Source organism: Bradyrhizobium sp. WSM1417 (assembly GCF_000515415.1).
Lineage (GTDB): Bacteria > Pseudomonadota > Alphaproteobacteria > Rhizobiales > Xanthobacteraceae > Bradyrhizobium.
This window is the reverse complement of sequence record NZ_KI911783.1, coordinates 4,778,793-4,801,600: the sequence shown is the minus strand read 5'-3', so window position 1 is coordinate 4,801,600 and position 22,808 is coordinate 4,778,793. Positions and strand designations below refer to the sequence as shown.

Sequence of the window (22,808 nt, the reverse complement as noted above, 5' to 3'; positions counted from 1 at the left end):
TGTGCGGCGGGGAACTGTGGATGTGTGTCAGGTCGCCTGGGTGTCCACGATGCGGATCGTGGTCGCCTCGTCGCCCGCGGTCGTGCCATCGGCCTTCAATGCCTGGAACGGCATGGTGATGGCCTGGCCGCCCTCGCCCGAGGTCGCGACGTCCGCATCACCGAACTTGACGCGCGGCAAATAGATAGACATCGCCGGCGAATTCAGCGCCGAGGTTGTCGTCAAATAGGCGAGGATCGAGACCTCGCTTTCGTTGATGAAGTCCCCGATCAGCGTCGAGTCCTGGAAGAATGCCGTGGCCTGGCCGGTCACGTTGGCGCGTCCGAGGAAGACCTCAGGCACGAAGTTCTGACCGACGACGGCATCGACCGACGGACTCAGATCCATCTTGATGTTGAGGCCGGTGACCACGCCGACAGCCGCGCCCGACACCATCAACAGGCCGTTCACTGCCGCGATCAGGCCGGTCGTGGTCTCGGCCGCGGGCGCCGTATAGAACGGCGCCGACGCGCCGGAGCCGACAACCATGTCGCGGCCCATGAACGGCACTTCCATCGTTGCCATGCCGCTTGCGGGCAGGTTCAGCGTGAACCCCGCCGCGCGGCATTCCGTGAACAGCCGCGAGACGTCGATATCGGAGTTGTAGATCTCGATCCCGAACTTGCGCGACACGAAGCTGGACGACGGCACAAAGATGGATTTGCCCGTGTTCGTCAGCGAAAACGACGTGTCCGCCGTCATCGTATCCGGCGCCGGATAGACCGAGATATTGCGGTTGCTGGTGCCACCAAAGCCGGTCACCATGAAGTTCTTCGCATTGTTGTCGGGGTCCGACAGGTTGGTCCCGCGCAGGATGTCGCCGATGCGCCAGCCGAGTGCCACGGGGTCGCCGCCGGCGGCGATGAACTTGCTGGTCGCATTGTCGGCGGCGATGCTGGTCAGCGCCGACGGCCCCAGCGCGATCAACGCAGCCGACTTCGTGCCGCGGCACGACGCCTCGATGAAGTCGAACCATGTCGCCGGCGAGAGCTCGCCCGTAATCGATCCCGAGACGCTGCGCTTGCCGTGCCGGAAATCGGCAATCTGCCGATCGGTCCGGATCTCGTTCGACTGATAGGTATCCTTGCCAAGCTTCAGCGACGACGAGACGCGCCGCAGAATCTGGCCGCCTGTGACGGCAGGGTCCACCGCCGGCACCGGCTCGACGTTCGACGTGATGACGCCGGTCGAATAGGCTTTGTAGCGGATACTGGCTGATACGCCTTCGGCCAAGGGCATGGCATGGTCCTTTCGAGATGGAGTGCGCCGTCGTCTCGACGGTGCGGTTGCGGCTCTAGCCGATCTGGTCGAACGTGAGCACGATCTCGGCGACCGCGCACTGATAGCTGTTCGGCGCCGTCACGCCCGGCACCGAGATCGATGACCCCGGTCCGATGAAGATCACGTCGGCGCTGAACACGCTGATATCGTTGTCACGGAAGCCGCGCAGCCGCGCCGCGATCAGCTCGGCCCGGCCTGAGGCGGCATCGGCGCCGGTCTCCGCGCCGATCGGCGAGAACACGTAGGCCTCGACCAGGGCGCGGTTGCGAAACAGATTGCGGCCGCGGCCGCCGCCGAACGCTGCCGGCCGCCCGCCGGAGCCCTCATTGTTGAACACCACGAACGCGAACGCCGCCGGCGTGTCCGGCAAGGTCGGTGCGTCATCACCCTGCCAATAGATCGGGAACGCGAAGGCGCTTCCGGGCAGCTGCGCACGGACCGCGGCGCGGGCCTGGGCTTCGGTGGTGCTCATCCCCTCACCTGCAACACATAGGCCACCAACACGTCGCCGAACCGACGTGTCTTGTCGTCGATGCCGGCGATGGTCAGCTCCTTGCCGCGCACGACCGCCTTGTCGGTCGACAACAGCGGCAGGCTCACGGCGCCGCTCTCGAGATCTTCAGCCAGCAGGATGATCTTCCAGTCCCCCTGCAGGATCGGCCCGACGATCTCGTTTGGCGAATACTGTAATTCGCGACCGCGGCAGGCCTTCTCATAGTGCGCCCGCGGGCTGCCCGCGCCGTAGTAGCGACGGATCGTCACCTGGCTGAAGCGACTGAGCGCGATCGCATAGCGCTGCCGTGCCATCTCCGGCGTCATGCGATCGCCCTGCGGAACGGCGCCAGCTTGGCGACGATGTCGGGCGGCAGCTCGCCATCTTCGCCGACGGCCCCGACCCAGTACGTCGCGCTGATCAGATCCGGAATCTCTTCGGACCGCAGCGTCGGATCCCGCCCACGCGCCGCCCAGAAGCTCGACACCAGCGCCACGCACGCACCCTCGATCCCCTTCGGCAAAGTCCGGTTGCTCGCCGGCGGCAGGATATACCCACCACCATAGCTCACGACGATGCTCTGCAAGAACAACCAGACGCTCGGATAGCCGTTGCAGAGCGCAAACAGCTCACCCGTGTTCGGATCGAGCCGCCAGGTCGAGGCGTCGATCGCGACCCCATCGACCACCACGCTCGTGATCGAAGCCACCGGCGTCCGGTCCAGGACGAGCTTCTCCGGCGCGCTGTCATATTGCTCGTGCCAGAAGGTCTCCACCGCGGTCTCCCGCACCAGGCGGAAGCCGAGAGCGGCCTCGATATCATCCGAGGCCTCGTCGATCTTCTCCTGCAGGACCTCGTTGCTGGCGGTATTGGAATCCGGGATGCCGAGCTCGAGCTTCACCCGCTCCAGCGTTGTCAACGCCGTGTCCGAAGCTGGACTGGCAACCGTAACGATCGATCTCATGCGGGCTCCGGGGCGGCAAAGCAGTGAATGGCGACGGGAAGGCGTGTGAGCTTGGTCACTCTGAATTCCATCCAGGAGAGGCGGAAAGCGTATTGACGCGCGGGCGTGGCGGGTAAAGAATTAACTATTGTTAATTTAAATTGGGAGTTTGAAAGTGCATCAATTAAAATCACTTGGTCTCGCCGCTCTCCTCACCGCAATCAGCGCCGTCCCAACGTTCGCTGCCGACGTTATCGGATCTGCTGATGCGAGCTTCGTTAACCCCCAGCCCGGCGGTGCGACGGTCACGGGCGTCGGTACAAACGCCTTCACTTACGGCGACAGCGCTGGTTTCGGCACCGGGCCCAATTCCCTGACGTTTGCAGGTGTCGGGTTCTCAAGCGCTTTCGAGACGCCATTTAAAGTAGGAACGCTGACCTATTTCAATGGGACGACCGCGGTCGGGACCACTCCGAACTCGATCGATTTTAACTTGGCCACCAACTTCACGAATCCGGCGCTCGGCTTGATCCAGACTATTTTCAGCCTGGGCTTGGTGATCACTACAAATGGCAACGTTGATCCCGACGCTGATGCAGATTACGTCAACCTTCCTTCGACCTTCACTCCGACTATCTTCAATGTCGGCGGCACCAACTACACGGTCAAATTGGTCGGCTTCGAAAACGTTGTAGGCGATGGCTTTCTGGCCTCGAGTGGCTCCCAACTTCACGTTCGCGAAGGCCTGACAGCAACCGCCGATCTCTACGCTGAAGTGACCAGCGACACATCGGGTACGATCGGCGGAGTGCCTGAGCCCTCAACCTGGGCGATGATGATCCTCGGTTTCTCCGGCGTTGGCTTCATGGCTTATCGCCGCCGCAATCGATCAACCGCGCTCGACGCCGCCTGATCGCCATCATAGAAGAGTACAGAGACCGCCTTCGGGCGGTCTCTCATTTTGTCATGCCTCTCTCTTTGCTGCAGTACCTCGTCGTTGTTGCAGTCGGCACCGTTGATGCCCGAGCTGAAGCTTCACCAACTCAAGCGTCGTCAGCGCCGTATCCGAGGCGGGCATGCCACCGTGACGATTGACCTCATTTTCGGGACTTCCTCTGAACCTTACCGGGTGAGCCGGCACTAACCGGAATCTCATGCCTCTATCCAAGGCGGCCGAGCGGTGAGCCCGCGGTCTCGAGGACACCAATCCTCTACCGGTACCGACCGGTCCAGATCGCGGGTAAAAATGCACGATCGTGCAGCTAATTGGCCGCCGCCTCGCACGTGAAGTCGTCTATTACTTGTCTGAAGGCAGAGGAAGCCGCTCGGCTGCTGAAGAAGTTCTGACGCCCTCCCCAATTCCTTCCGGAAACGAAAGAAGGTAATGCATGCCGCAATGGTTCATTAGAGATGATCGTGATCGCGAGATCATCGAAGACCTTGAAAACGGAAAGCACTCCGATCGAGCGCTAGCCATCATGGCCGGCTCGTTCATTGAAGACGGGTTGAAGCATGCGCTTAAGCGAGTACTATCATCGGATGAAAAAGCAGCCCGCGTGTTCGTTGATACGGCCTTCGCCCGCAACATAACTCTTGGCTATCTGTTGCAGCTCTATAGTGCCGATGTAAGATGGGACCTCGATCGCATTAGGGATATCCGGAACGAGTTTGCACACCGTCCGGAACCCCTGACTTTCGATAAGCCCCCTATTTCTGACCACATGCGATCGCTCAAATCTATCGCTCGCCTCGAAATTGATGGTGTCCTCCATGGAGGGGCAACACCCTTTGAAGCGTTTTTGGCCGGGGGGCCTCCGGTTAGTGCCCCAACGAATAATAGAGACCTCTTTCTGATGACAGTACAGATACTTATTATGCTGATGGGGCTTCTGTGTGGCCCAACCTTAAGAGTCCCCGAATTTTGACTATAACTTTCTTTCTGGGCTAGGCGGGCCGGAGAACGCCTAGCGAACATAAGGAAGTCAAACAGAGTTTTTTTGGCTTCCGCGATTGACTCAATCCCCGCGCGAACGGTGGAATGCCTGCCCTTTAGGAGTGTCATAGTATGCTCAAGTTCTTATTGCTGGTCGCCGCGTTTGTCAGCGTCAACTTCAGCGCCCAAGCGGCCATTATCCAAGTGAACTACACTGGCACTTATGCTGCCTCTTGGTCTGGTAACTACGACCCTAGGACGGGCCAAACGGCTCCCGGCGGATTTGGAGAAGGCGCTTTAGGTTCAGGACGGGGCGTCTTTGGCTTCGTCTTCGATACCAATGATGCCAGAGCTATTGTCAGTCCCACCGCGTTCTATACTACCGATCCAGGTTGCTCCTGCAACTCCCAGCCGGAACGAGCACCTGGCTTCGCCACCGGCATGTTCGACGAATTTTTCTGGTCCGACGCCACCTTGACGATCAACAATGGTCATATCTTCACAGCTCTGGGGTACATCAACAGCCTAGAAGGGGCTTACGGCCAAGCCGTTCATCTCTGGATAACTGGTGATAACCCTTTGCTTCCGAGCGATATCCTCACACCGGTCAGCATCAAAGACTTCGTTGGATCAGGCGGGCTCACCTACTGGTATGGCACGCGTGGTGAAGGGGGTGGGACAGTGGGTTACGCCCTTTCGATCTCCTCTGTTGATATTGTGGTCGATGGACTATCCGCGCCGATCACAAGCGTCCCTGAGCCGACAACTTGGGTGATGCTGATCCTAGGCTTCTCGACAATTGGTATTTCAGTCGCGAGGAACAGGCGCGCGGAGAACTTCTCTTAAGGGAATTGGGTTGCATGAAATCACAATGGCGACTACGCGACAGCTATTTCACACGTGCTGGGATCTACAGTTTCGAGGTCGACGGCAAGAAGCTCGAATTCTCCGTTACCAAAGAAGGTTTGTTTGAGCTTGAAGGCGACATCCCGCTCGGGATTGGTGTCTTCGCAAACCGTATCGACGTGAAAAGCCGCCCGACCGTCAGGATCGCAAAGTTCATCGCCCGAACCTTTGGGTGAGAACTATCTCCGGACTCAGTGATTGTAGGCTGAGATCGCAGTCCAATAGGACGGGTCGGGTGTCACGTAGACGTTCGGATAAAGCGGGGACCACGGTAACGTGGCGTTGTTGCCCGCCATATCGAACTGAGACGGAAATTCGCATCCGTTGGCAATAAGCTGATCGTAGAATGCAGAGCCATTCCCCGCCAAGAATGAGCCGGCGTTGCTGGCTGACAGCGACGCCAACATTATCATCGAATTGTTGTTGCCATCGTTGATGTAGACCGCCGACGCGCTGCTGGCAGCGTAAGTCCCGGTGTACGCGCTGGTATCGACATCAAGGCTGATATTGTTCGCACCGAGCGCGCCGCCAACGCCATTGACAAACCAGCCGGGCGTCACCTGATTGCTTCCAGATATTCCCGCTGTGTTGATCGAGATGCACGAGCCCCCCTTTGTGAGCGACACTTGGAAAGCATTGGTCGTCGGGTTAACGATGAAATAGGCCGCTCCAGCAGTCAGCGACGCTCCCAGCGAACCGCTGGTGTTGAACACAGCCGCCTCGTTGGCAACGTACCCGTTCGCCGTCAGCGAAATATCGCACGAGCTGTTTGTGAATGTGACGGTCTGGCGCGAACTGTTCAGCTTGGTGAAGTCGCCGCCGGCCGCATTGACGATGCGGATGGGCATTCCCACCACGGCGCCGTTGCCGGTATTTGGGACCGTGCCGAAAGGAGTCGTTGTCGTCGGCATCGCGAGCACGGCTGCTGCCGCTTTGCTGACCGATGTGACCGGGGAGGATGAATTGACGCTGGCCGAACTGGTTGTGAAATCCAGCGTGCCAGGCACGGTGTTTTGCACATAAGGGGGAGACCAGCCGCCTTCATAAGCGGTCTGTCGAATAGCGATTCCGTCAAGTGCCCATGGCTTGCCTGTGTAGGCTCCGGTGCCCTGCCCCCACTGATAATGGTCAAGGAAAGAAGCAACTTTGACCGGGATCGATCCGCCGTTAGGCGGGTTGCTCAACCCGGTGCTGGCCACATAGGACGTGAGTTGGGTGGCGTCGCCCGTGCTGTATAGGTAAGCCGTCTGGACAAGAGCAGCGGCACCGAGGCTAAGACCGTAGTAATTCGCGGGGGCCTCATGCGTAACCCACTTGTAGGCGGCCTCTTGAACAAACCCTGCTGGCGGCGTTGGGCCGGAGCTTAGAAACTTGGTAGACGCAAGGCGCGCGTCATTCGATGACGGGCTGCTAGTCTGCTGCACGCCAATCGGGACTTGGTATCTCTTGCCGTCCCTAGGCACTGAGCCACCGAAAACAGCATTGACTGCCTGCCCACTCAAAGACGCGGCGTATCCATAATAGTTATTGTAATCGTTCAGGTTAGGAGACGTTGGCGTTCCCCAGTAGACACTGGCTTTGTTGTTGGAGTAGCTGGTGCCATAGAAAAGCGAGTTCCAGTCCTCATTAACGACGGGCTCGATGCGCGGAATCATCCAAGCCGGCATATTGGCCTTCAGGTACGTAGCGAGGCCATTGATCCAGTTCGGATACGCCGCCCCCGCAGATGCGTTCGACGTCAAAAACGGCTGCACAAACCATGGATGAGCGCCCACGTATGTGGCGAGCAGCAGACAGTCTTCGATCGGAATGCCGTTGATGATGCCTTGGTTGAAAAGCCCGTCACCCTGTGTCCCGCCGAACATCAAATAAGACTTCAGATCGTCATCGTAGACAAAGGTTCCGATTCGACCACTCTCCGGATTTTCCGTGTTCGCGCCCGAGATTGCGTTCGGCCCTGTCAGCGTATTGCTGTACATATTCTTAATGGTGATCGGGGTCGAGCCGTTGAGGCTCAGCGTCGGTTGTCTGATCGCGATTGTGGATGAAGGTCTGGTTACAGCGGCCTGGAGACACGTACCTCCAACCGTGTTCGATACGGTAACGTGGTCAGCGTCAGGCACGCTCACGACGTAATAATTGCCACCGGAATAAAAGGGCAGGCTGTCGGCAATGGTGCCGCTGGAATAAAACCCTATCGGGTCGTTTACGCTTACGCCATGTGCAGGCCACGACAAAGAGCAGCTTGCAGCCGTCGTTCCGACCACTCTCGTTCCGTACCAACCTGTGATGCTCTGCCCCACGGCAACCGTGCTGGCGGATTGCGAGAGGTTGTACGTGCCATTTTGGCCGGTGCCCGTTCCGAGGGAAGCAATATAAAGATTTGCGTCAACGCCAGTCCCTGATAGACGCTGGCCTACGGCATACGTCCCGCCAGTGTAGCCAGCCACGGTCAGAACGCTGCCGGAGATCGTCGATCCCGTAGAAGTCGCCTTGCCATCGGGCCCTATGAGAACGTGCAAGGGCTGCTTATCGACCGGGCCTCCGCTTCCAAGCGAGACCGCAAAGTCGTTCCCCAAAGTGCCGCTGTTGGTCGAGGCCCCTGTGTAATAGGCGGCATTGTACGTGTAGGCGTTGTAAAAAACGTAGTTCTGCGGGGTCCGATCTTCCCATCTGGTCACGTTCGACGCATTTGTGTTCTGCGAGTTCATGAAACGGATCACGGCAAATTTTGCCTGGACTAACCGCGACAAAAATTTCGAGCCGAACTTGCCGACCGCAGTGCCGGCCTTGGTCGTATAGTTGGTGAAATCGGCTCCTACCACGTCATCGACATGGACGACGGCCAGGCTCGTGCATGGCGTGGTGGCGTCGGTCGCCGTAATCTGGAACGTAACCTGCGACGCGTTCAGATTGCTTAGGAATGTTGGTGTTGCAGTGAAGGTCGCCCCAACCGTGTTAACACCGCTCACCGACATGCTGCCGGAACCTGAGACCGACCAGGTGCACGTCCCTGTAGAGATCGGCACATAGGAGCATGAACGCGTCGCACACGGGGGCACCTCCGTGACGGTCTTGATGCCGCCGTGGCAGATGCCACCAGACCCGCAACTATTCCCCAGGTACGTCGATTTGAAAATCGGATAACCGTTCGAGTCCAGCATGTCGGGGCCGGGGCCACCGCTCGCGTTGTCTGCCCAGTTCCAATTGCCGGATATTTTAAGGATGTTCAGGTACATCCCCTCGCCGGTGAAGCCGATGCCATTGAGCCCAATCTGCGTGCGGCCACCGCTGAACCCTGACTGCTGGCCGCGTATAAACGCAAGCGCGGGCGACAGCAGCAGCACGACAAGCACAGCGCTAAAAAGTACAGCTACTACTTTCTTCATGGCGTATTCCAAAATCCCTTCTGGTTTAGCCGCAAGTTTCCGTATTGCGTGCTGGTGAACGCAACAGTCCAGAAGCCGGCCTCCATCCATTGGCCGGTCAGAAAACTTCCATTTGAATTGCAGATATCCAGATTTGTAGCGATGCCGCCAGTGCTGGACGTACCGCTAGTTGCCGATCCATCGACAACTACGACGCTCGACGTGTTATTTGAAACCGTCTGAAACGAATGGACAGTAGAGTCTGACGCCGTCGCCGGTAGAGACGTTCCGTTGAAGATCCGGAATGTATTTGTGCTTGGCGCGAAGCCAGCGATTAAACCTGTCGAGGCGGAAGAGAGCAAGCCGCCTCCCGTCGTAAACGTGCCCGTCCGAGCACCAACATAGGCACCACTGATAGGCTGCGCGAGCGTCGGCGCCGATGTGTTCGCTAGCTTTTGCGAGGACGCGCCATTGCACACAGCGCAAGGCTGACCGTTGGCGCAGTTTGTTTGCAGCGTGGGCCGATTGGCGATCGTCGAATTGGTCAGATCGCAAGCCGCAGCGCTGCAATTCGTGCCGCCGCTCTGGTCATAAACGGTCTTGATCGTGCACGTGACAGAACTGCAATCTGACCCGCCCACAAGGGTGATGACGAGCGCGCCAGTTATGGCGTCCGTGTTCATGTCGGCGCAAGCAACGTCACTCACGTTGCAGACGTTTATCGCCTTGGTGCCCTTTTTGGCGGCGCTGTAGGCTCGAAAGCCCCACCACCCGGAGGCGCTCGCGACGACATCGCCCGGCCCGGCATATGCGGCCGATGCAGGCTGCAACTGAGCAATGTTCGGCATCTGCCCAACTTGCGCGGCAGCCCCCGAACACAGCATGAGCCACGCTAGAATTGCTCGGATCATGCGCCATCCCCCGTCAACACCACATGATTGGTGGCGTCATTGAAGAGGCCGATGATTGCGCCTGCCCCGAATGTCTTGGTGTAGCTGTGCGCGCTCTGCAACGTGGCAGGGGTTACCGCAGAGCCGTTGACAGACACCTGACCGGCTGCGGCCTGCATGACGGCGATGTTGCAACCCACAGGCAAGCCTTGAGGAATCGTCGCAGTCACTGCGCCTGCATTGGAGAAGCGAACCGTTGTGCCGCAATCGCTCGATGCGAAGGTGTAGGTGGTGCCCGATTGCGTAGTGACGGTACCGACCACCGGCCCGAAGGTTTGCGTAGCGGACCAAGTGTTCGCGCCATTGAGCAGCGGCAGCGTCCCGCCAGACGTGCCGGTCGCAGTGGAGCAGCCGGTCTGTGCATTCGACAGATCGGCGCAGGCTGCCTGGGAGACAACGCCCGAACCGTTCGCCTTCAGAGCGCCAGTAATAGTACCGGCACCGCCTCGCGCGGCGGCCAACACACCCGCAGAAAACCTGGAGGCATCCTTTGTGAAGTCAGGAGCTATCACGTAGTTGCTGCCATCAGACACGACGGCGACGCAAGCAGGATCAGCCGCGGATGCCGCCGGCAACAGATAGCTGGCTGCGCCCCCTATGGTTGAGATGGTCGGTGTGATTGTCTGAGTGCCTGCGCCGATGTTGCAGACTTGAACAAACCAGCTTGCAGCAAAGCCAGTGGTGCCGGCCTGCGGAATTGTCGGCACCTGATTGCTGGCGTTGTTGAGGTAGACAAGCTTCGCTTGGTCGCCCGTCAAGAACGGATAATTCGCACCAGTCTGGACGCTGGTTGCGACCGTCGTTGGCGCGGCGCTGATGACGCCGGACGAAGCCAGGAGTGTCGTGCCGTCAACCTGAACGATGCCCTTTTGCGAGGCGCTGCCCTGCTGCACAGCAGGGCTAGCATCCGACCGCATGAATGTGGTGGCGACGCCGTTGTTGGCCGTAGGGCCGGCGGTAGCGGTCGGGTTCGCGCCGGTCGAGCCGGAGCCGCCGCAACCCGAGCCGGTGCCGCTCACAACGCCGGACGTGTTGACCTGCAAACACTGCGTCGAGCCCGTGATCCATGCCAGCGTCATGGCGGTCGTGGCGTTCAGGCTGTCAATCGTCGGCGCGGTACCGAACACAGCGCTACCACTGCCGGTTTTGGTCGTCAGGGCGGCAAGGAGTTGCGCGCTAGTGAACGATCCGAGCGAGGTAGCGTTGCCGCTCGATGTCACAGCGCCGGTCAGGTTTGCGTTGGTCGTGACGTTGCCGGCCGTGAGGCCAGCGGCGGTGCCCGTCAGGTTCGTGGCAGTGCCGGAGGACGGCGTGCCGAGCGCGCCGCCGTTGACGACGACAGAGCCTGCGGTGCCCACGTTGACACCCAGGGCAGTGATAACGCCAGTACCCGTGCCGGTCAGGCTGCCAATTGCAGGCGTGCAGGTCACCGCCGAAGTGGCCGTGATCAGGCCCTTGGCGTTCACCGTGTGAGCGACGCATTGCGTGGCAGACCCGAACGCACCGACGTTGGCGTTCACCGTGGCGAACGTCACCGCGCCCGTGCCGTTGATCGTCGCGTCGCCGCTGGTCAGGCCGTAGATGTACGCGGCCATCTGGGCTGGCGTGCACTTTCGATCTAGGGTGCCGCTCGACTGGATGCAGTAGAGCAGATCCGTCCCGACCACGGAAGTCGCGGCGGTCATAGCCGGCACGGCACTATTCGCGGCATGAGCCGCTGGCGACAGCCCGATCAGCGCGGTTGCGACCGCAAGCGATTTCCAGGATAATCTCATGGCTCAGCAGCCTCCAGCTAGGCAGACACGGCTCGTCCCGTCGACCTGCAGCAGGAACGACGATCCATCGACCAGCAGGATGCTGCCGGTGTTCGCGCCAGCTCCGCCGCTCTGCTTCTTCACGATCGCACCCATCCTGCCAAAGCTCGCGCCTTCGCGGCCCATGCCGAACGCATAGACCTCGGGCGCCTTGAGCGCGCCCAGGAGCAGCGCGACGCCGATCGTGGCGGCGAGTAATTGCTTCAAGTTCATCGGATGGCGTCAGGGATTGGCGACGACGGAGATCTTGTGGCCCGGCGTCACGCCGAAATACTCCGGAAACGCCGCCGTGAGGGGCGACATCGCGTTGGTCGCGACCGGAGCTGCCCCTGTCTGGTACGAAGCCTGAGCATCGCACCACACGCGGATGTAGCGGGTTTCGGAATTGAAGGCCGCCGACTCCGCGTGGCCGCTGGTGAAGTCGACGGCGGCCTGATCGACGATCGGCGGCTCGGCCGCAGCCTGCAAGGCGACGCCGCCCTGGCGCGTCACGGCGCCGACGGCCGCGTATTCCCTCACATAGCATTTGGCGGCGAACGCTTCAGTCGACAGGAGCGCAATGCAAGCCGCGGAAGCGAGAAGAGCGAGACTACGGGGCATTCAAGATCTCCTCGAGCTTGGCAAACCGAAATTCCTTCACCGCGCTGCCCTCGGTCGCGTTGACGACCTCGACGCCGACTGCGCGCGCGGCCTCATCCCAGCCGGCAAAGCCCGGTACGAACTCGCGGCTGTAGATTTCGACATCGCGAGCCGCCCCCTTGTACTCGTCGTGGCAGTGCTCGCGGCCGCCGACGAAGCGCATGTCATAGCCGAGCAACACCACTCGCGAAGCGCCCAGCGCGATCGCCAGGCTCACCGCGGTATGACCGCTCGATCGGCCCTGCTGGATGACGTGAGGGCCGCGGCTGAAGCCCGGCAGCGCCTGGGGGTCGCCCTCCCCCTGCACCCGCTTGACCTTGTCGGGAAGCTCGCGCTTCGCAGTCCGCGACATCGACACCACCAGGCCGGCCCAGTTCGCCACCAGCTCGCGCCGCGGCTCGTACCAGCCGGAATCGGTGAAGAACAGCACGCTGGCCCAGGGCGCAAGCACGGCGCTCGAATTGATGGCAATGGCCCGGCGCCCGCGGATCCGCTGGCATATCTCCGCGGTCAGGCCCGGGCCCGACGCCAGGCAGAAGATCGTCTCGCCCTTGAACAGGGGCTCGGGCGACCAGTATTCGAATTCGCGTGAGGCAGCCACGGTCATGCGGTGACGGCCTCGGCGCCCCTGACGAGGGCGACATCCTTTACGCGCGTGATCCGCTGGCGGCCATACTGCTCCTGCTGCACGGTCAGGCTAACCAGTAGCAAGCCATGCGCGCCATCACACTCGGCCGGCAGTGCGTCGCCCTCAATGATGAGACGAACGACTTCGATGGGCAGGCCGCGAGACGTCGCGCTGCCGACGATCTTGAAGCCCGCATCGACTAAGACCGGAACGCATTCGGCGATAAGAGTCGGATTAATCTCGACTACCGCCCTGCGATCACGCAGATGAGAATTCTGCATATAGGTGATCATCGCCAATGCTCCTGGATCCACGGCACGTTGGGCAGCTGGTGCGGCTTGTCGTTGCCGTGGAAATAGACGATGCGGGCATCCCCAAGTCCGTGATCGCGGACATGACCCTTAAAGCTGACGACCTGCCCCGGAAACAGGTCGTCGATGAAGACGTGATCCTGCGCCCGCATCCAATCCATGTCGTTTTCGCCGCGATGGTTGCGCCAGACGTGCTGTTGACCCTCCGGGATCAGTGCGACGCCGTTGCATGCATGCTCCGGAAAGAACGGATCCCGCGGCAGCGCGATGGTGTCTGCGTTCAGGCAATAGTCCGCCAGGTGGTCGATGCTACCGGTGACGATCGTGTCGAGCCCGACCAGGATCATCGGCACCCCAAAACGATACGGCTCGATGCAGGACGAATAATCCGGCATCTTCGACTTCATCCGGACCTGCTCGATATGAGCCGGAAGCGGCCGTTCCCGATCGGTAAACAGCACGAAGCGGAACGGCTGCGTCAGGTTCCGGTCGAAGCCGTCGTGGAGCTTGCGCACCCAGGATTCGTTGTAGCATCGCGAGAACGGCAGCGAGGCGTCGTTCGCATCCCACAGCAACGTTGCGACCGTCAGCATTCGAGTGCCTTGCGCATCCGCGCCCGCGCGTAGCGGGTCTCATGCTTCTCGGACAGCGGCAGCATCTTGCCCCCGCGGGTATAGAGACAATCCGCCGGCACATTGCGGTCGACTACGGCGCCGGCAGCGACCATCACGCGCTTTCCGAGCACGACGCCCGGCAGGATGACGGCATTGGCGCCGATGCTCACCCAATTGTGGATCCGCACCGTGACGAAGCCGGACTGAAACTTCTTGAGGTCGAAGCCCGTTTTGTAGGTCCGTGGCCAGCGGTCGTTGCAGACCGTGACGTTCGGGCCGATGAAGACATCGTCGCCGATCAGAAACCCCGGCCCCATCGCCACACCCTGCGAGATGATGCAGCGATCCCCGAACACCGGCCCGTCGAGCGTGGCGCTGGACGCCACGGTGCAGTCCTCACCCAGCACGGTCCCGCGAATGACGCTCGCGAACTGCCAGACGCGACTGCGCGCACCGATGCTGACGCTCGCATCGGCCAGCGCCCGCTCATGGATGAACGCAGACGGGTCGATCATGGATCAGGAGCCCGGCGTCGAACCGGGCGGCTTCTCGGAGCCGTCCCCATCCGGCAAAGGGACGTTGCTGATCTGGTTCAGATTATCGAGCGCCTCTTTCGAAGCCTGCGAGACCTGCTTGGCGAAGGCCGAATAGCGCTTCGCGACGCTGGCCTGCTCGGCATAGGCGGCCTCGAGCTCGGACGCCGCGGCATCAGCCTCGGCGTCCGCTTGCTTCATCAGATTGCCTGCCGCGTTGGCCAGCCGCTGAATGCCGCGCATGGTTGCTTGCTCGCTCGGTTTGGAGAGCTCGGTGATGGAGGTCCGGAGGTGGCGATCGAGCCGATCGCCTTCCGGCGTCACGTAGGGTTGCGGCGAGCCTTCTCGGTCTCGATCGCCTTCAGCGCATCATCCTTGGTCTTGACCTGGTCGTCGCTGACCGATCGGCCGAGATTGATCAGATCAGCATCGGCCAACGTCGACAGATCGTCCGGAATTACGATCTTGCCGCGGGCTTCGAGCCTCGCTGCGGCCCTGGTGGTATCGGCCTTGCCCTTCTCGCGCACGCGATCGCCAGCTTCGTCGAACTCGACGGCATAGCCGCGATCGATGTACGCCTGCGCGTAGCTGTTTTCGACGCGGTCCTTGCCGAAATCGACCACCTGGTCTTTCTCAAAGACAACGTCCTTGTCGCGCGTTTCGCCGCGGAGGATGTGCTGCTGAACGAACTGGATCTTCATGATCGGCTCCGGTTTTGAAAACTGCCCTATACCCTAGACGCGAAAAAGCCCCGCGCGATGGCGGGGCTTTCCAGCTACTTGTCGATCAAGGGAGACCGATCAGTCGACGATCATGGAGTCGAGTGCATCCTTCGGGTAGCGCGGCTCGTGCCCGAAGTAGAGCGCGGAGCCGAGCTGGGCGTTGGTGCCAATGTCGGCGATCGAGACCTGGATGCAGTCAAAGCCGCCGTTGACGTCGAGATCCTCGGCCTTGATGTCGATGACGATGATCGCGGCCTGCTCGGCGAGATCCGTATTCGTCCAGGTGCCGTTCGTCGTGTTGAAGGTGTCGTTGGTCGCGGGAGACGCGACGGTGGACTTGGTGAACTGGTCGACCGCCAGCAGATTCGGCGTGGCCTGCTTCTTGCGGACCTCGGTGAAGCCGAGCGCCTTCGCGCCGGTACCGGATACGTCGGTCGCCTGCTTGATGGTGATGGTGGGATCGTCGCCGGCGGTGCCGACGGCCTTGAAGACCAGGATCGCCATGCGGCCGTAGCCCTTCATGCTGACCCAGTCGCCGTTGTTGGCCGCGGTGTTCATCAGAACCGGCAGCAAGCCCTGCGCGATCTGGTTCTTTTCACAGAAGTGCTGGTTGAAGTCCATTTGGGGTGGTCCCTTCGAGAAATGGCGCCGCGCGGGGCGCGAGGATTGCGGGGAGGCCTGCGCCGGGTAAGGCGCAGGCTCAGTCGGATCAGCGCGCCTGCAGCGTGACGGCCCAGGACAGCGTGTTGCTGCCGTTCTGGCGCGTGATCGGCGCCGACCAGGCGGGCTGACCGTTCACCCGGAAGATGAAGCGGAACGCCGTCAGCGCCTGGTCGAAGTAGAGATGGATGCTGGTGTCGGTCTGGATCGCACCACCCGCCTTGGTCAGGGCCCAGTACTGGCTCAGATCGCAGAGGATGATGTCGCCCAGATTGCCGAGTGCGGAGCACGCCTCGATCGGCACGACCGGACGGCCCTTGAGGCGCGCATACGGCGCGTCGTTGAGGCCACCGGGCGGCAGATAGACCGGCGTCGACGACGCCGCCGTCGGCGTGATGCCGTTGCCGACAAACGCCATGCCTTCGAGCTGCGGCTCGACGTCCTGGTTGACCAGCCAGATCGCGTTGCTGCGCCACCCGGCGTACATCCGGCCCCACATCTTGTTGATGTTGGCGAACCAGACGGTAGCAGCGGGCTGCGAGGTTTCCTTCGAGACCTGGATGACGGACGCACCGACCGCACCATAGCCCGGGATCATGCCGAGCGGCTGACCGGCGCCGGTGCCGGCGACGATCGCGGTGTTGATCTTCGAGGTCATCTTCTGCGGCGCCTTGGCATTCAGCCAGGACTCGAGGCCCGAAGCGTCCTGCATCATCTCTTCGCTGATCGGCACCAGGGCCGACAGCTTGGAGAGACGCAGCTGGCCCATTTCGTAAAGGCCCTTGGACTGCGGGATCTGCTGGCCCTCACCCTCCCAGTAGACCTGCACACCCTTGGTGGTGTCCCAAGGCGTGACCTCGTCCTTCGGAATCGTGAGGCTGTTCCCGTCAGTGGTCAGCGGCGTGCAACGCGACAGCAGGCTCTCGATGCCGTTGACCTTCTGCCAGATGTTGGCGGAGAACGACGGGGGGATCAGGAAGCCGCCATCGGCGCCGACACCTTCATTGCCGAAGGTTGTCGCGGCGTTGCGGAGGCGCGTGACTTGATCATTCACGTTACCGCGGTAATGGTTCTGCACCGTCTGCGCGAACTCGCCGAACGAGCGGAAGCCCATGCGCTGGGCATCCTGCCGCGGCTCGGCCGGCACGGTGCGGCGGCCGCCGGCGGCAGGTTCGGTCCGCGCCTCCGGCGAGCTGCGGCGGCCCTGACCCGTGGGCTGCAGCAGCTTCATCGCCTTGATCTTCTTGTTGAGCTTCTCGAGCTCACCGGCGGTGGCCTCAATCTCGTCGGTCTCTTCGTCGGTGAGATCCTCGCCGGCCTCAGCGCGAACGCGGAAGGCATCGAGCGCCGCGTTGATCTCGACGGCGCGCGCCTCGAGCTCGGGAAGCGTGTTGCCGGCGGTGTCCATCCGGATCATGCCGATCGACATCGCACCGACCGCCGCAAGTGCGGCCAGGCGCGAGGTCGACAGCAAAGCGAGCATTCTCGTTTCGCCCAGAAGGGCGCTCTTCATGGTCATAGAATTCTGTCCTTCTATGGGCTGTCTCGTCTCACGACGGGACCTATGATGCGGCCGATCTCACATCGGTCGCGATTGACGCGGCGCATCACTGCGGCGCGTATCCGTCTGCAGACGGAATCTCGTGATCAGGTCTTCAGCGCCGCGATGCGCGCAAAGGCGGCAGCGGCGCGGCGGTTGTTCGGCTTCAGCGATGCTGGGACCTTCTTGAAGGTCTCGAGCGCCTTTGCGTTGCTGACGCAGGCGGCGATCTTCAGATTCTCGACCATGCGATCGGCAAAGCCGTTCTCGACGGCTTCCGCACCGGTCATCCAGGTCTCGTCGTTCATCATTTGCGTGATCTTCTTGCGATCGCCCTTGGTGCGCGCCGCATAGACGTCGATGATGGTGTTGTTGACGGTGTCGAGCATCTCGGCCGAGCGTCGCAGCTCGCGCGCATCGCCCATCGCAATGGTGTAGGCGTTGTGGATCATCACGAAGGCGCCTTCGGCAATCTCGATCTCGTCGCCGGCCATCGCCAGGAACGAGGCAGCGCTCGCCGCCAGCCCGTCAATGTGCACGATCTTCTTGGCCTTGTGCTCGTTGAGGAGCGAGTACATCGCCTTGCCGTCGAACACTGAACCGCCTTCGGAGTTGATCCGAAGGTCGATGGTCTTGACGTTGCCGAGCGCCTTGAGATCGTCGGCAAACTGCTTGGCGGTCACGCCCTCTCCGAACCAGTCGCCGCCGATCACGCCGTAGACGTAGATCTCGGCGCTATTGGTCGCCTTGTTGGCGACAACGCGATAGCCGCTCGGCTTGGCGCCGGCGGTTGGCTTGGCCTTGATCGGCACGACGGCGTTGAAGATCGGAAAGCGCTTGCTCATATCAGACCTCAATTCGGAACGAGGACCTGAAAGGTCTCGCCATTGACGGTGATCTCGCGGACCATAAGGCGATCCAGGTCCTTCGACGTGATGCCGGCACGGAAGACGTCGCCGATCTCGATGTTCGCACCAGGCTCGCCCCGCTGGCCGATCGGACCAGCCTCGCCGCGCGGGCCTTGCTTGCCGATCGGGCCCTGCAATCCCTGTTCACCGCGGGGACCGGCCTCGCCGCGCTCGCCGCGCGGGCCCGGGAGTCCTTGATCGCCTTGCGGGCCCATCGGACCGCCTTCACCACGCGGACCAGGCTCGCCGGTTTCACCGCGCGGACCGGCTTCACCTTGCGGGCCGATCGCGCCGGCCTCGCCATGGGGGCCTCGCTCGCCCTGGATGCCCGGCAAACCGTCGCGACCGTCGCGGCCGATTTGGCCTTCGGGACCCTGCTCGCCGGTCGGGCCAGCTTCTCCGGCCGTACCTCGTTCGCCGACAGGGCCGATCTCGCCCCGAGGACCGATGTCGCCACGCTCGCCACGCGGGCCAGCTTCGCCTTGCGGACCGACTTCGCCGCGCTCACCGGCTGGTCCGGCGTCGCCCTGCGGTCCGGCCTCACCACGCTCGCCTGCCTCGCCGCGCTCACCCTGCCGGCCGGCTTCGCCGCGTTCACCGGCCGGGCCCTGATCACCCTGCGGTCCGGTCTCACCACGCTCACCTGGCTCGCCGCGCGCGCCCTGCGGACCAGCTTCGCCGGGCTCGCCAGCGGGACCGTGATCACCTTGCGGACCGGCTTCGCCGCGGTCGCCGGCCAGCCCCTGTTCACCGGCTGGACCGGCCTCGCCGCGCGGGCCTTGCTCACCACGCTCGCCGATCGGCCCGGCCTCGCCGCGCGGTCCTGCTTCGCCCGCGGCGCCGCGTTCGCCCTGGATACCATCGCGACCATCGCGGCCGAGCGGCTTCTGCTCGAGCGCACTGACGCGGCCGACGAGCCGCTCCACCAGAGCGATAGTGCGCTCAAGCAGCGAGACCGGCTTCTCGAGCGGCGGCGTTTCGCCGCGCGCGAGCATGACGGGGACCTTAGACATGCGTGGGCTCGCCCATCAGCTGCTCGATCGCGTAAAGCCTCCGGGCCATCCGCGCCTGCGTTTCTTCATCCTCGCCGACTTCTGGCGGCGTCGCCGGATCATCTGGCTCGGCCGGCTCAGCTGGCGTTGAACCAGGTGCGGCCGCGGCCGTCGCAGTGCCATCGGCGATGCGCTCCAGCGTCACGTTCTGCGACTGCATCACGTGGATATCGCCATCCGCCCCGATCGTGTTCTCGTCCTCGAGCTCGAGCACGCGGTTCGGCGAATAGGCCCCGATGCCGACCATGGCCTGGTAGTAGGCTACGCGCGCCGCCATGTCGCCCCGCATCAGGCCCCGCATGTCGATCTTGGTGTAAAGCCTCTGGCGGTTCTGGCCGAACAATTTGTATTCGGCCTCATCCTCGAAGCGCTTCACCCAAGGGGAGATGGAATCGACCACGACTTCGATGCCCTGGCTCTCGATGTTGGTGAAGGTCGCGCGCAACAGGTGCATGACCTTGTGCGGCGGCACACCGAACCATCGACATTGTTCTTCGATCAGGAACTGGTGAACGTCGATCAGCTGCGCATCACGCGCGTTGAAGCCGATCGCTTTCCAGTCGGCATCGTTATCGAGGAATGCCGTGCGGTTGGCATTGTTCGGGCCCTTGTAGAGCTGCTCGAATTCCGCTTTCTGGCGCTTCAATCCATCCGGCTTCAATGGCTTCTTGTTGACGACCACGCCGGCGGGATTCATGCCGTTGCCGAAGAAGGATGCGCCGAACAACTGCGCCGCCCGGGCCCAACCGAGCGACTGCGCCGCATAGGAAATTACGTTGACGCCGACGGGGCCTTCGCCAAAGCCGCGGATATGGAACATGTTGGCAGCGGCGAGGATCGTCCGCGGACCCTGCGTCTCGCCGCGGGTGTCGACCTCGTAGTACAGATCCCCGGTCTCAATAACCGTGCCATATGCATCTTCGGCAGGTTCGATTGCCCGGTAGACCGTGACCCGCTCGGGATGGATGGGCCACATCGCAAACGGACGCCCAAGCTGATCAGGCTCGATTTCCCCATAACCGTTTCCCCAGCGGAGTGCCCAATGCGTCAGCGTCTCTCTGAACTGGAACGAAGACCACTCTCTGCTCGGCCGCTTCCACAACAGGTAGTCGACGCCGTGCGAGGACTGGATCTCCGGGCCGTTCTTCCCATCCTTCTTTACGTGCCACGGCGGCACAGCCACCGTCTGCGACAGATAGCGGATGCATGCCCAAACGGTCGCGCTGGTGATTGCGGTGTCCGGCGTGATCGCGACGCCAGCAAGCGTGCGGATGGGATTCGAGACGCGAGCAGCACCAGGATAGCGCTGGTCGGACGTCACGCGCGCGAGGATTCCCATGTCAGCCCTCCCCTGCGCTGCCGTTGATGCGGCCGGCGAAGATCGCCACCGCCGAGATGATTACGCCTGGCACGATCAGTGCCGCCGGCGGCCAGACCTGCCAGAGGCCCAAGGCCAGGAGCGTCAGGCCGGACGCCAGCATGACATCACGCGCGTCGATGTTCGCGCGGACCCAGACGCCCACCGCTGCAAGTGCCTTACGCATACAGATCGTCCTGATCGTTGGCGGCCAGGCGCGCGTTGAAACGCTCGCGCATCTCTTCGAAGCGAGGATGCTGCGGATCGCGGAGGATCGCCGCCTCTTCGGCAACGTCTTGCGCGGACTCGGCATCCGATTGCGGGTCTTCGCCGTCGCCCATGGTGTCGAAAACGGACAGCCCGCTCGCTTCGGGGTTGAGCGTCATCAAGTGGGCCGCATTGAACAGCGCGATCAACGGGTCGATCTTTCCAAAGCCGGCTTCTTCACGCGCAATCCGCGACGCGGTCGTCGTCAGCACCACGCGTGCATTGCCGACACACCAGTTGAGAAGCTCGGACCCACAGTGAAGGAATGTCCGATCGCCAAGCTTGCGCTCGACAGTCTTGTAGGCACCCATCAGGCCGATGCCCTGCCGCACGGCGTCGAGCGTCTCGGCGTCCTGCGTGATGTCGATCCCGGCGAGCGCGTCGACGATGGCGCCGATGCCGGCGGCGTCGACGCCGACCTGGGCAAGCAAGCCGACGTCCCGGATCTTCGCCACCAGGTCGACAACGAACTTGATGTCGAATGGAAGTTCGCCCTCGATGCTGATGGCCGGCGGAAATTCGGCCAGCAGCGCGGCCACGTCCGGATCGCTCTCGGCTTCCTCGGCATCTTTGCTATGAAAGCGGAACACGATCAGATCACCGGATGCGATGAACTTCTTGTACTCCGTCAGGTTTGCCTTCCGGCGATAAAGACCGATCGTCGAAATCAGGGCGCAAGCCCAACCGAGCCAGCGCTTCGTTACCTTCTCGCGTCCGACCACGCCGGCGCCAAGCAGATCGTCGAGGCCGCCGCCGTCGAGGCCCATCGTCACGACCTCGCTCCGCTCGAGGACCGTGTCCAATGTGAGCGATCGGTCGATGCCGCGATCCCAGAGCTCGGCGCCAGCCCAGCCATCGGCACGCTGCGACATGCCGGCCTGGACGTTGAGAAACTTCGCGTCCCAGTCGATCAGCGAGGCCTTGCCGCTGCGGGCAGCCTCGGCGCGCTTGCCGATCAGAAAGTTCGGGTCGACCGACTTGCCCCAGTTGGGATTCGGGATGAACCAGTTCTCAGGCTTCTCGTAAGCCTTCGACTTGATCATCTCCTCGGGGAACTCGTAGATGATCGGCAGGCTCTGCGGATCGACCAGTTTGCCGTCGCGGATGTCGCGGAAGTCCTTCAGCTTCTGATCGAAGATGCCGGCGGGCGGCTTCGGCGATTGCGTCGTCAGATAGATCACGAAGCCCTCGGGTCGCGAGTTGAGACCGCCCTCGGCCTCACGGATCATCGATTCAGCATTGGCGCGCTGCCCGAACAGCCAGAGTTCGTCGATCAGGAGCCCGATCGTCTTCTTGCCGGACACCGTTTCGCTGTCGGCCGCGGCGACCTTCAGAAACGCGCCCGTCGTCCTGTGTGTGATCAGCCGCTGGCTGTCCTGGACGTGCAGAAGCTTGAGCAGTTCCTCGTCGGCGCGGATCATGTCGCGCGCGGGGAAAAACGAGTTGTCGGCAACTTCCTTGGTCGGCGCCAGGATGTAGAACTCGCCGCTCTCGCGCCAGTTGCGCAGGAGTGCTGTGACCATCACGCCGGCGGCCAGTGTGGACTTGGTGTTCTTCTTCGCAACGTGAAGAAGAAAATAGCGGATCAGTCGGCGGCCGAGATTAGCCGGGTCGGAGATCCCCTCGGCATCGTATGAGCCGAACAGGATGCGCGGGAGATCATAGACCCACGGCAGGCAACATTCGCCGATCGTCGGTCGACCAGGCACGTCGACCAGGATCAGATCCCGAAAGATCGACAGAGCTGCTTCCGCTTCATCCGGGAAGAGGGCGTCGAACGTCACCAGCGATTGCCGGTTGACGATGCGTTCCTTCCAGTCGAGGCACGCGGTCGACCACGTCGGCATCAT

The 22,808-nt window shown here is 62.1% G+C and carries 26 protein-coding genes; 4 read left to right on the top strand and 22 right to left on the bottom strand.

The genetic code is table 11. The features are described 5' to 3' along the window. Nucleotides 1–27 precede the first annotated feature (27 nt). The 4 genes from BRA1417_RS0123320 to BRA1417_RS0123305 are packed head-to-tail and all read right to left on the bottom strand — an operon-like array spanning nt 28 to nt 2,777. A complete protein-coding gene (locus tag BRA1417_RS0123320) occupies nt 28–1,278 on the bottom strand; it encodes a phage tail tube protein (protein ID WP_027517882.1) in 1,251 nt (416 codons plus the stop codon). A gap of 55 nt (nt 1,279–1,333) precedes the next feature. Then, on the bottom strand, nt 1,334–1,792 hold the full coding sequence (locus tag BRA1417_RS0123315) for a hypothetical protein (protein WP_027517881.1): 459 nt from the start codon (nt 1,790–1,792) through the stop codon (nt 1,334–1,336). Then, the gene (locus tag BRA1417_RS0123310) at nt 1,789–2,139 is read right to left on the bottom strand and encodes a hypothetical protein (RefSeq protein ID WP_027517880.1); all 351 of its coding nucleotides are present in this window, start codon (nt 2,137–2,139) and stop codon (nt 1,789–1,791) included. The genes BRA1417_RS0123315 and BRA1417_RS0123310 overlap by 4 nt, the downstream gene beginning before the upstream one ends. Next, nucleotides 2,136–2,777, bottom strand: coding sequence for a phage head-tail connector protein (locus BRA1417_RS0123305; RefSeq protein ID WP_156948879.1), 642 nt, complete (start codon nt 2,775–2,777; stop codon nt 2,136–2,138). The genes BRA1417_RS0123310 and BRA1417_RS0123305 overlap by 4 nt, the downstream gene beginning before the upstream one ends. A gap of 148 nt (nt 2,778–2,925) precedes the next feature. On the opposite strand from BRA1417_RS0123305, the gene BRA1417_RS0123300 reads away from it, so the two are divergent. From BRA1417_RS0123300 to BRA1417_RS0123285, 4 genes are all read left to right on the top strand, one after another. Then, nucleotides 2,926–3,669, top strand: coding sequence for a choice-of-anchor K domain-containing protein (locus tag BRA1417_RS0123300; RefSeq protein WP_027517878.1), 744 nt, complete (start codon nt 2,926–2,928; stop codon nt 3,667–3,669). 475 nt (nt 3,670–4,144) lie between these two features. Further along, nucleotides 4,145–4,681, top strand: a complete 537-nt coding sequence (locus BRA1417_RS0123295) for a hypothetical protein (protein ID WP_027517877.1) — start codon at nt 4,145–4,147, stop codon at nt 4,679–4,681. Between the two features lie 140 nt (nt 4,682–4,821). After that, nucleotides 4,822–5,535, top strand: coding sequence for a PEP-CTERM sorting domain-containing protein (locus BRA1417_RS0123290; protein WP_027517876.1), 714 nt, complete (start codon nt 4,822–4,824; stop codon nt 5,533–5,535). Nucleotides 5,536–5,549: 14 nt separating this feature from the next. Beyond that, on the top strand, nt 5,550–5,771 hold the full coding sequence (locus BRA1417_RS0123285; protein WP_027517875.1) for a hypothetical protein: 222 nt from the start codon (nt 5,550–5,552) through the stop codon (nt 5,769–5,771). 15 nt (nt 5,772–5,786) lie between these two features. Here the strand turns inward: BRA1417_RS0123285 and BRA1417_RS41800 are convergent, their stop codons facing one another. From BRA1417_RS41800 to BRA1417_RS40745, 18 genes are all read right to left on the bottom strand, one after another. Next, nucleotides 5,787–8,984: a hypothetical protein gene (locus BRA1417_RS41800; RefSeq protein ID WP_027517874.1), complete on the bottom strand. Its 3,198-nt coding sequence runs from the start codon at nt 8,982–8,984 to the stop codon at nt 5,787–5,789. After that, nucleotides 8,981–9,874 carry a hypothetical protein gene (locus BRA1417_RS44195; protein WP_027517873.1) on the bottom strand — a complete coding sequence of 298 codons (894 nt, stop codon included), beginning with the start codon at nt 9,872–9,874 and terminating at the stop codon, nt 8,981–8,983. Before BRA1417_RS44195 ends, BRA1417_RS41800 begins: the two co-directional genes overlap by 4 nt. Then, a complete protein-coding gene (locus BRA1417_RS0123270) occupies nt 9,871–11,688 on the bottom strand; it encodes a hypothetical protein (RefSeq protein ID WP_156948877.1) in 1,818 nt (605 codons plus the stop codon). Before BRA1417_RS0123270 ends, BRA1417_RS44195 begins: the two co-directional genes overlap by 4 nt. A gap of 3 nt (nt 11,689–11,691) precedes the next feature. Then, the gene (locus tag BRA1417_RS0123265; RefSeq protein WP_027517871.1) at nt 11,692–11,940 is read right to left on the bottom strand and encodes a hypothetical protein; all 249 of its coding nucleotides are present in this window, start codon (nt 11,938–11,940) and stop codon (nt 11,692–11,694) included. A 9-nt stretch (nt 11,941–11,949) separates the two neighbouring features. After that, nucleotides 11,950–12,327 carry a hypothetical protein gene (locus BRA1417_RS0123260; RefSeq protein WP_027517870.1) on the bottom strand — a complete coding sequence of 126 codons (378 nt, stop codon included), beginning with the start codon at nt 12,325–12,327 and terminating at the stop codon, nt 11,950–11,952. Next, complete coding sequence (locus BRA1417_RS0123255) at nt 12,317–12,973, bottom strand: hypothetical protein (protein WP_027517869.1); 657 nt, start codon at nt 12,971–12,973, stop codon at nt 12,317–12,319. Before BRA1417_RS0123255 ends, BRA1417_RS0123260 begins: the two co-directional genes overlap by 11 nt. Next, nucleotides 12,970–13,287 carry a hypothetical protein gene (locus BRA1417_RS0123250; RefSeq protein WP_027517868.1) on the bottom strand — a complete coding sequence of 106 codons (318 nt, stop codon included), beginning with the start codon at nt 13,285–13,287 and terminating at the stop codon, nt 12,970–12,972. Before BRA1417_RS0123250 ends, BRA1417_RS0123255 begins: the two co-directional genes overlap by 4 nt. Beyond that, nucleotides 13,284–13,898 (bottom strand): hypothetical protein, encoded by a 615-nt coding sequence (locus BRA1417_RS0123245; protein ID WP_027517867.1) that lies wholly within the window; start codon nt 13,896–13,898, stop codon nt 13,284–13,286. Before BRA1417_RS0123245 ends, BRA1417_RS0123250 begins: the two co-directional genes overlap by 4 nt. After that, nucleotides 13,892–14,434, bottom strand: a complete 543-nt coding sequence (locus tag BRA1417_RS0123240) for a DapH/DapD/GlmU-related protein (RefSeq protein ID WP_027517866.1) — start codon at nt 14,432–14,434, stop codon at nt 13,892–13,894. Before BRA1417_RS0123240 ends, BRA1417_RS0123245 begins: the two co-directional genes overlap by 7 nt. A gap of 3 nt (nt 14,435–14,437) precedes the next feature. Further along, nucleotides 14,438–14,695, bottom strand: coding sequence for a hypothetical protein (locus BRA1417_RS0123235; RefSeq protein WP_156948876.1), 258 nt, complete (start codon nt 14,693–14,695; stop codon nt 14,438–14,440). 77 nt (nt 14,696–14,772) lie between these two features. After that, nucleotides 14,773–15,153, bottom strand: a complete 381-nt coding sequence (locus BRA1417_RS0123230; RefSeq protein WP_027517864.1) for a hypothetical protein — start codon at nt 15,151–15,153, stop codon at nt 14,773–14,775. A 99-nt stretch (nt 15,154–15,252) separates the two neighbouring features. Beyond that, the gene (locus BRA1417_RS0123225) at nt 15,253–15,795 is read right to left on the bottom strand and encodes a hypothetical protein (RefSeq protein WP_027517863.1); all 543 of its coding nucleotides are present in this window, start codon (nt 15,793–15,795) and stop codon (nt 15,253–15,255) included. An 88-nt stretch (nt 15,796–15,883) separates the two neighbouring features. Further along, nucleotides 15,884–17,317, bottom strand: coding sequence for a phage major capsid protein (locus tag BRA1417_RS40760; RefSeq protein ID WP_198034853.1), 1,434 nt, complete (start codon nt 17,315–17,317; stop codon nt 15,884–15,886). A 164-nt stretch (nt 17,318–17,481) separates the two neighbouring features. Next, on the bottom strand, nt 17,482–18,219 hold the full coding sequence (locus tag BRA1417_RS40755; protein WP_051448370.1) for a head maturation protease, ClpP-related: 738 nt from the start codon (nt 18,217–18,219) through the stop codon (nt 17,482–17,484). Between the two features lie 8 nt (nt 18,220–18,227). After that, a complete protein-coding gene (locus tag BRA1417_RS40750; RefSeq protein WP_084462279.1) occupies nt 18,228–19,295 on the bottom strand; it encodes a collagen-like protein in 1,068 nt (355 codons plus the stop codon). After that, the gene (locus BRA1417_RS0123205) at nt 19,288–20,673 is read right to left on the bottom strand and encodes a phage portal protein (protein WP_027517862.1); all 1,386 of its coding nucleotides are present in this window, start codon (nt 20,671–20,673) and stop codon (nt 19,288–19,290) included. The genes BRA1417_RS40750 and BRA1417_RS0123205 overlap by 8 nt, the downstream gene beginning before the upstream one ends. Before the next feature lies 1 nt (nt 20,674). After that, nucleotides 20,675–20,878, bottom strand: a complete 204-nt coding sequence (locus tag BRA1417_RS0123200) for a hypothetical protein (protein WP_027517861.1) — start codon at nt 20,876–20,878, stop codon at nt 20,675–20,677. After that, nucleotides 20,871–22,808: a terminase large subunit domain-containing protein gene (locus BRA1417_RS40745; protein WP_035968749.1), complete on the bottom strand. Its 1,938-nt coding sequence runs from the start codon at nt 22,806–22,808 to the stop codon at nt 20,871–20,873. The genes BRA1417_RS0123200 and BRA1417_RS40745 overlap by 8 nt, the downstream gene beginning before the upstream one ends.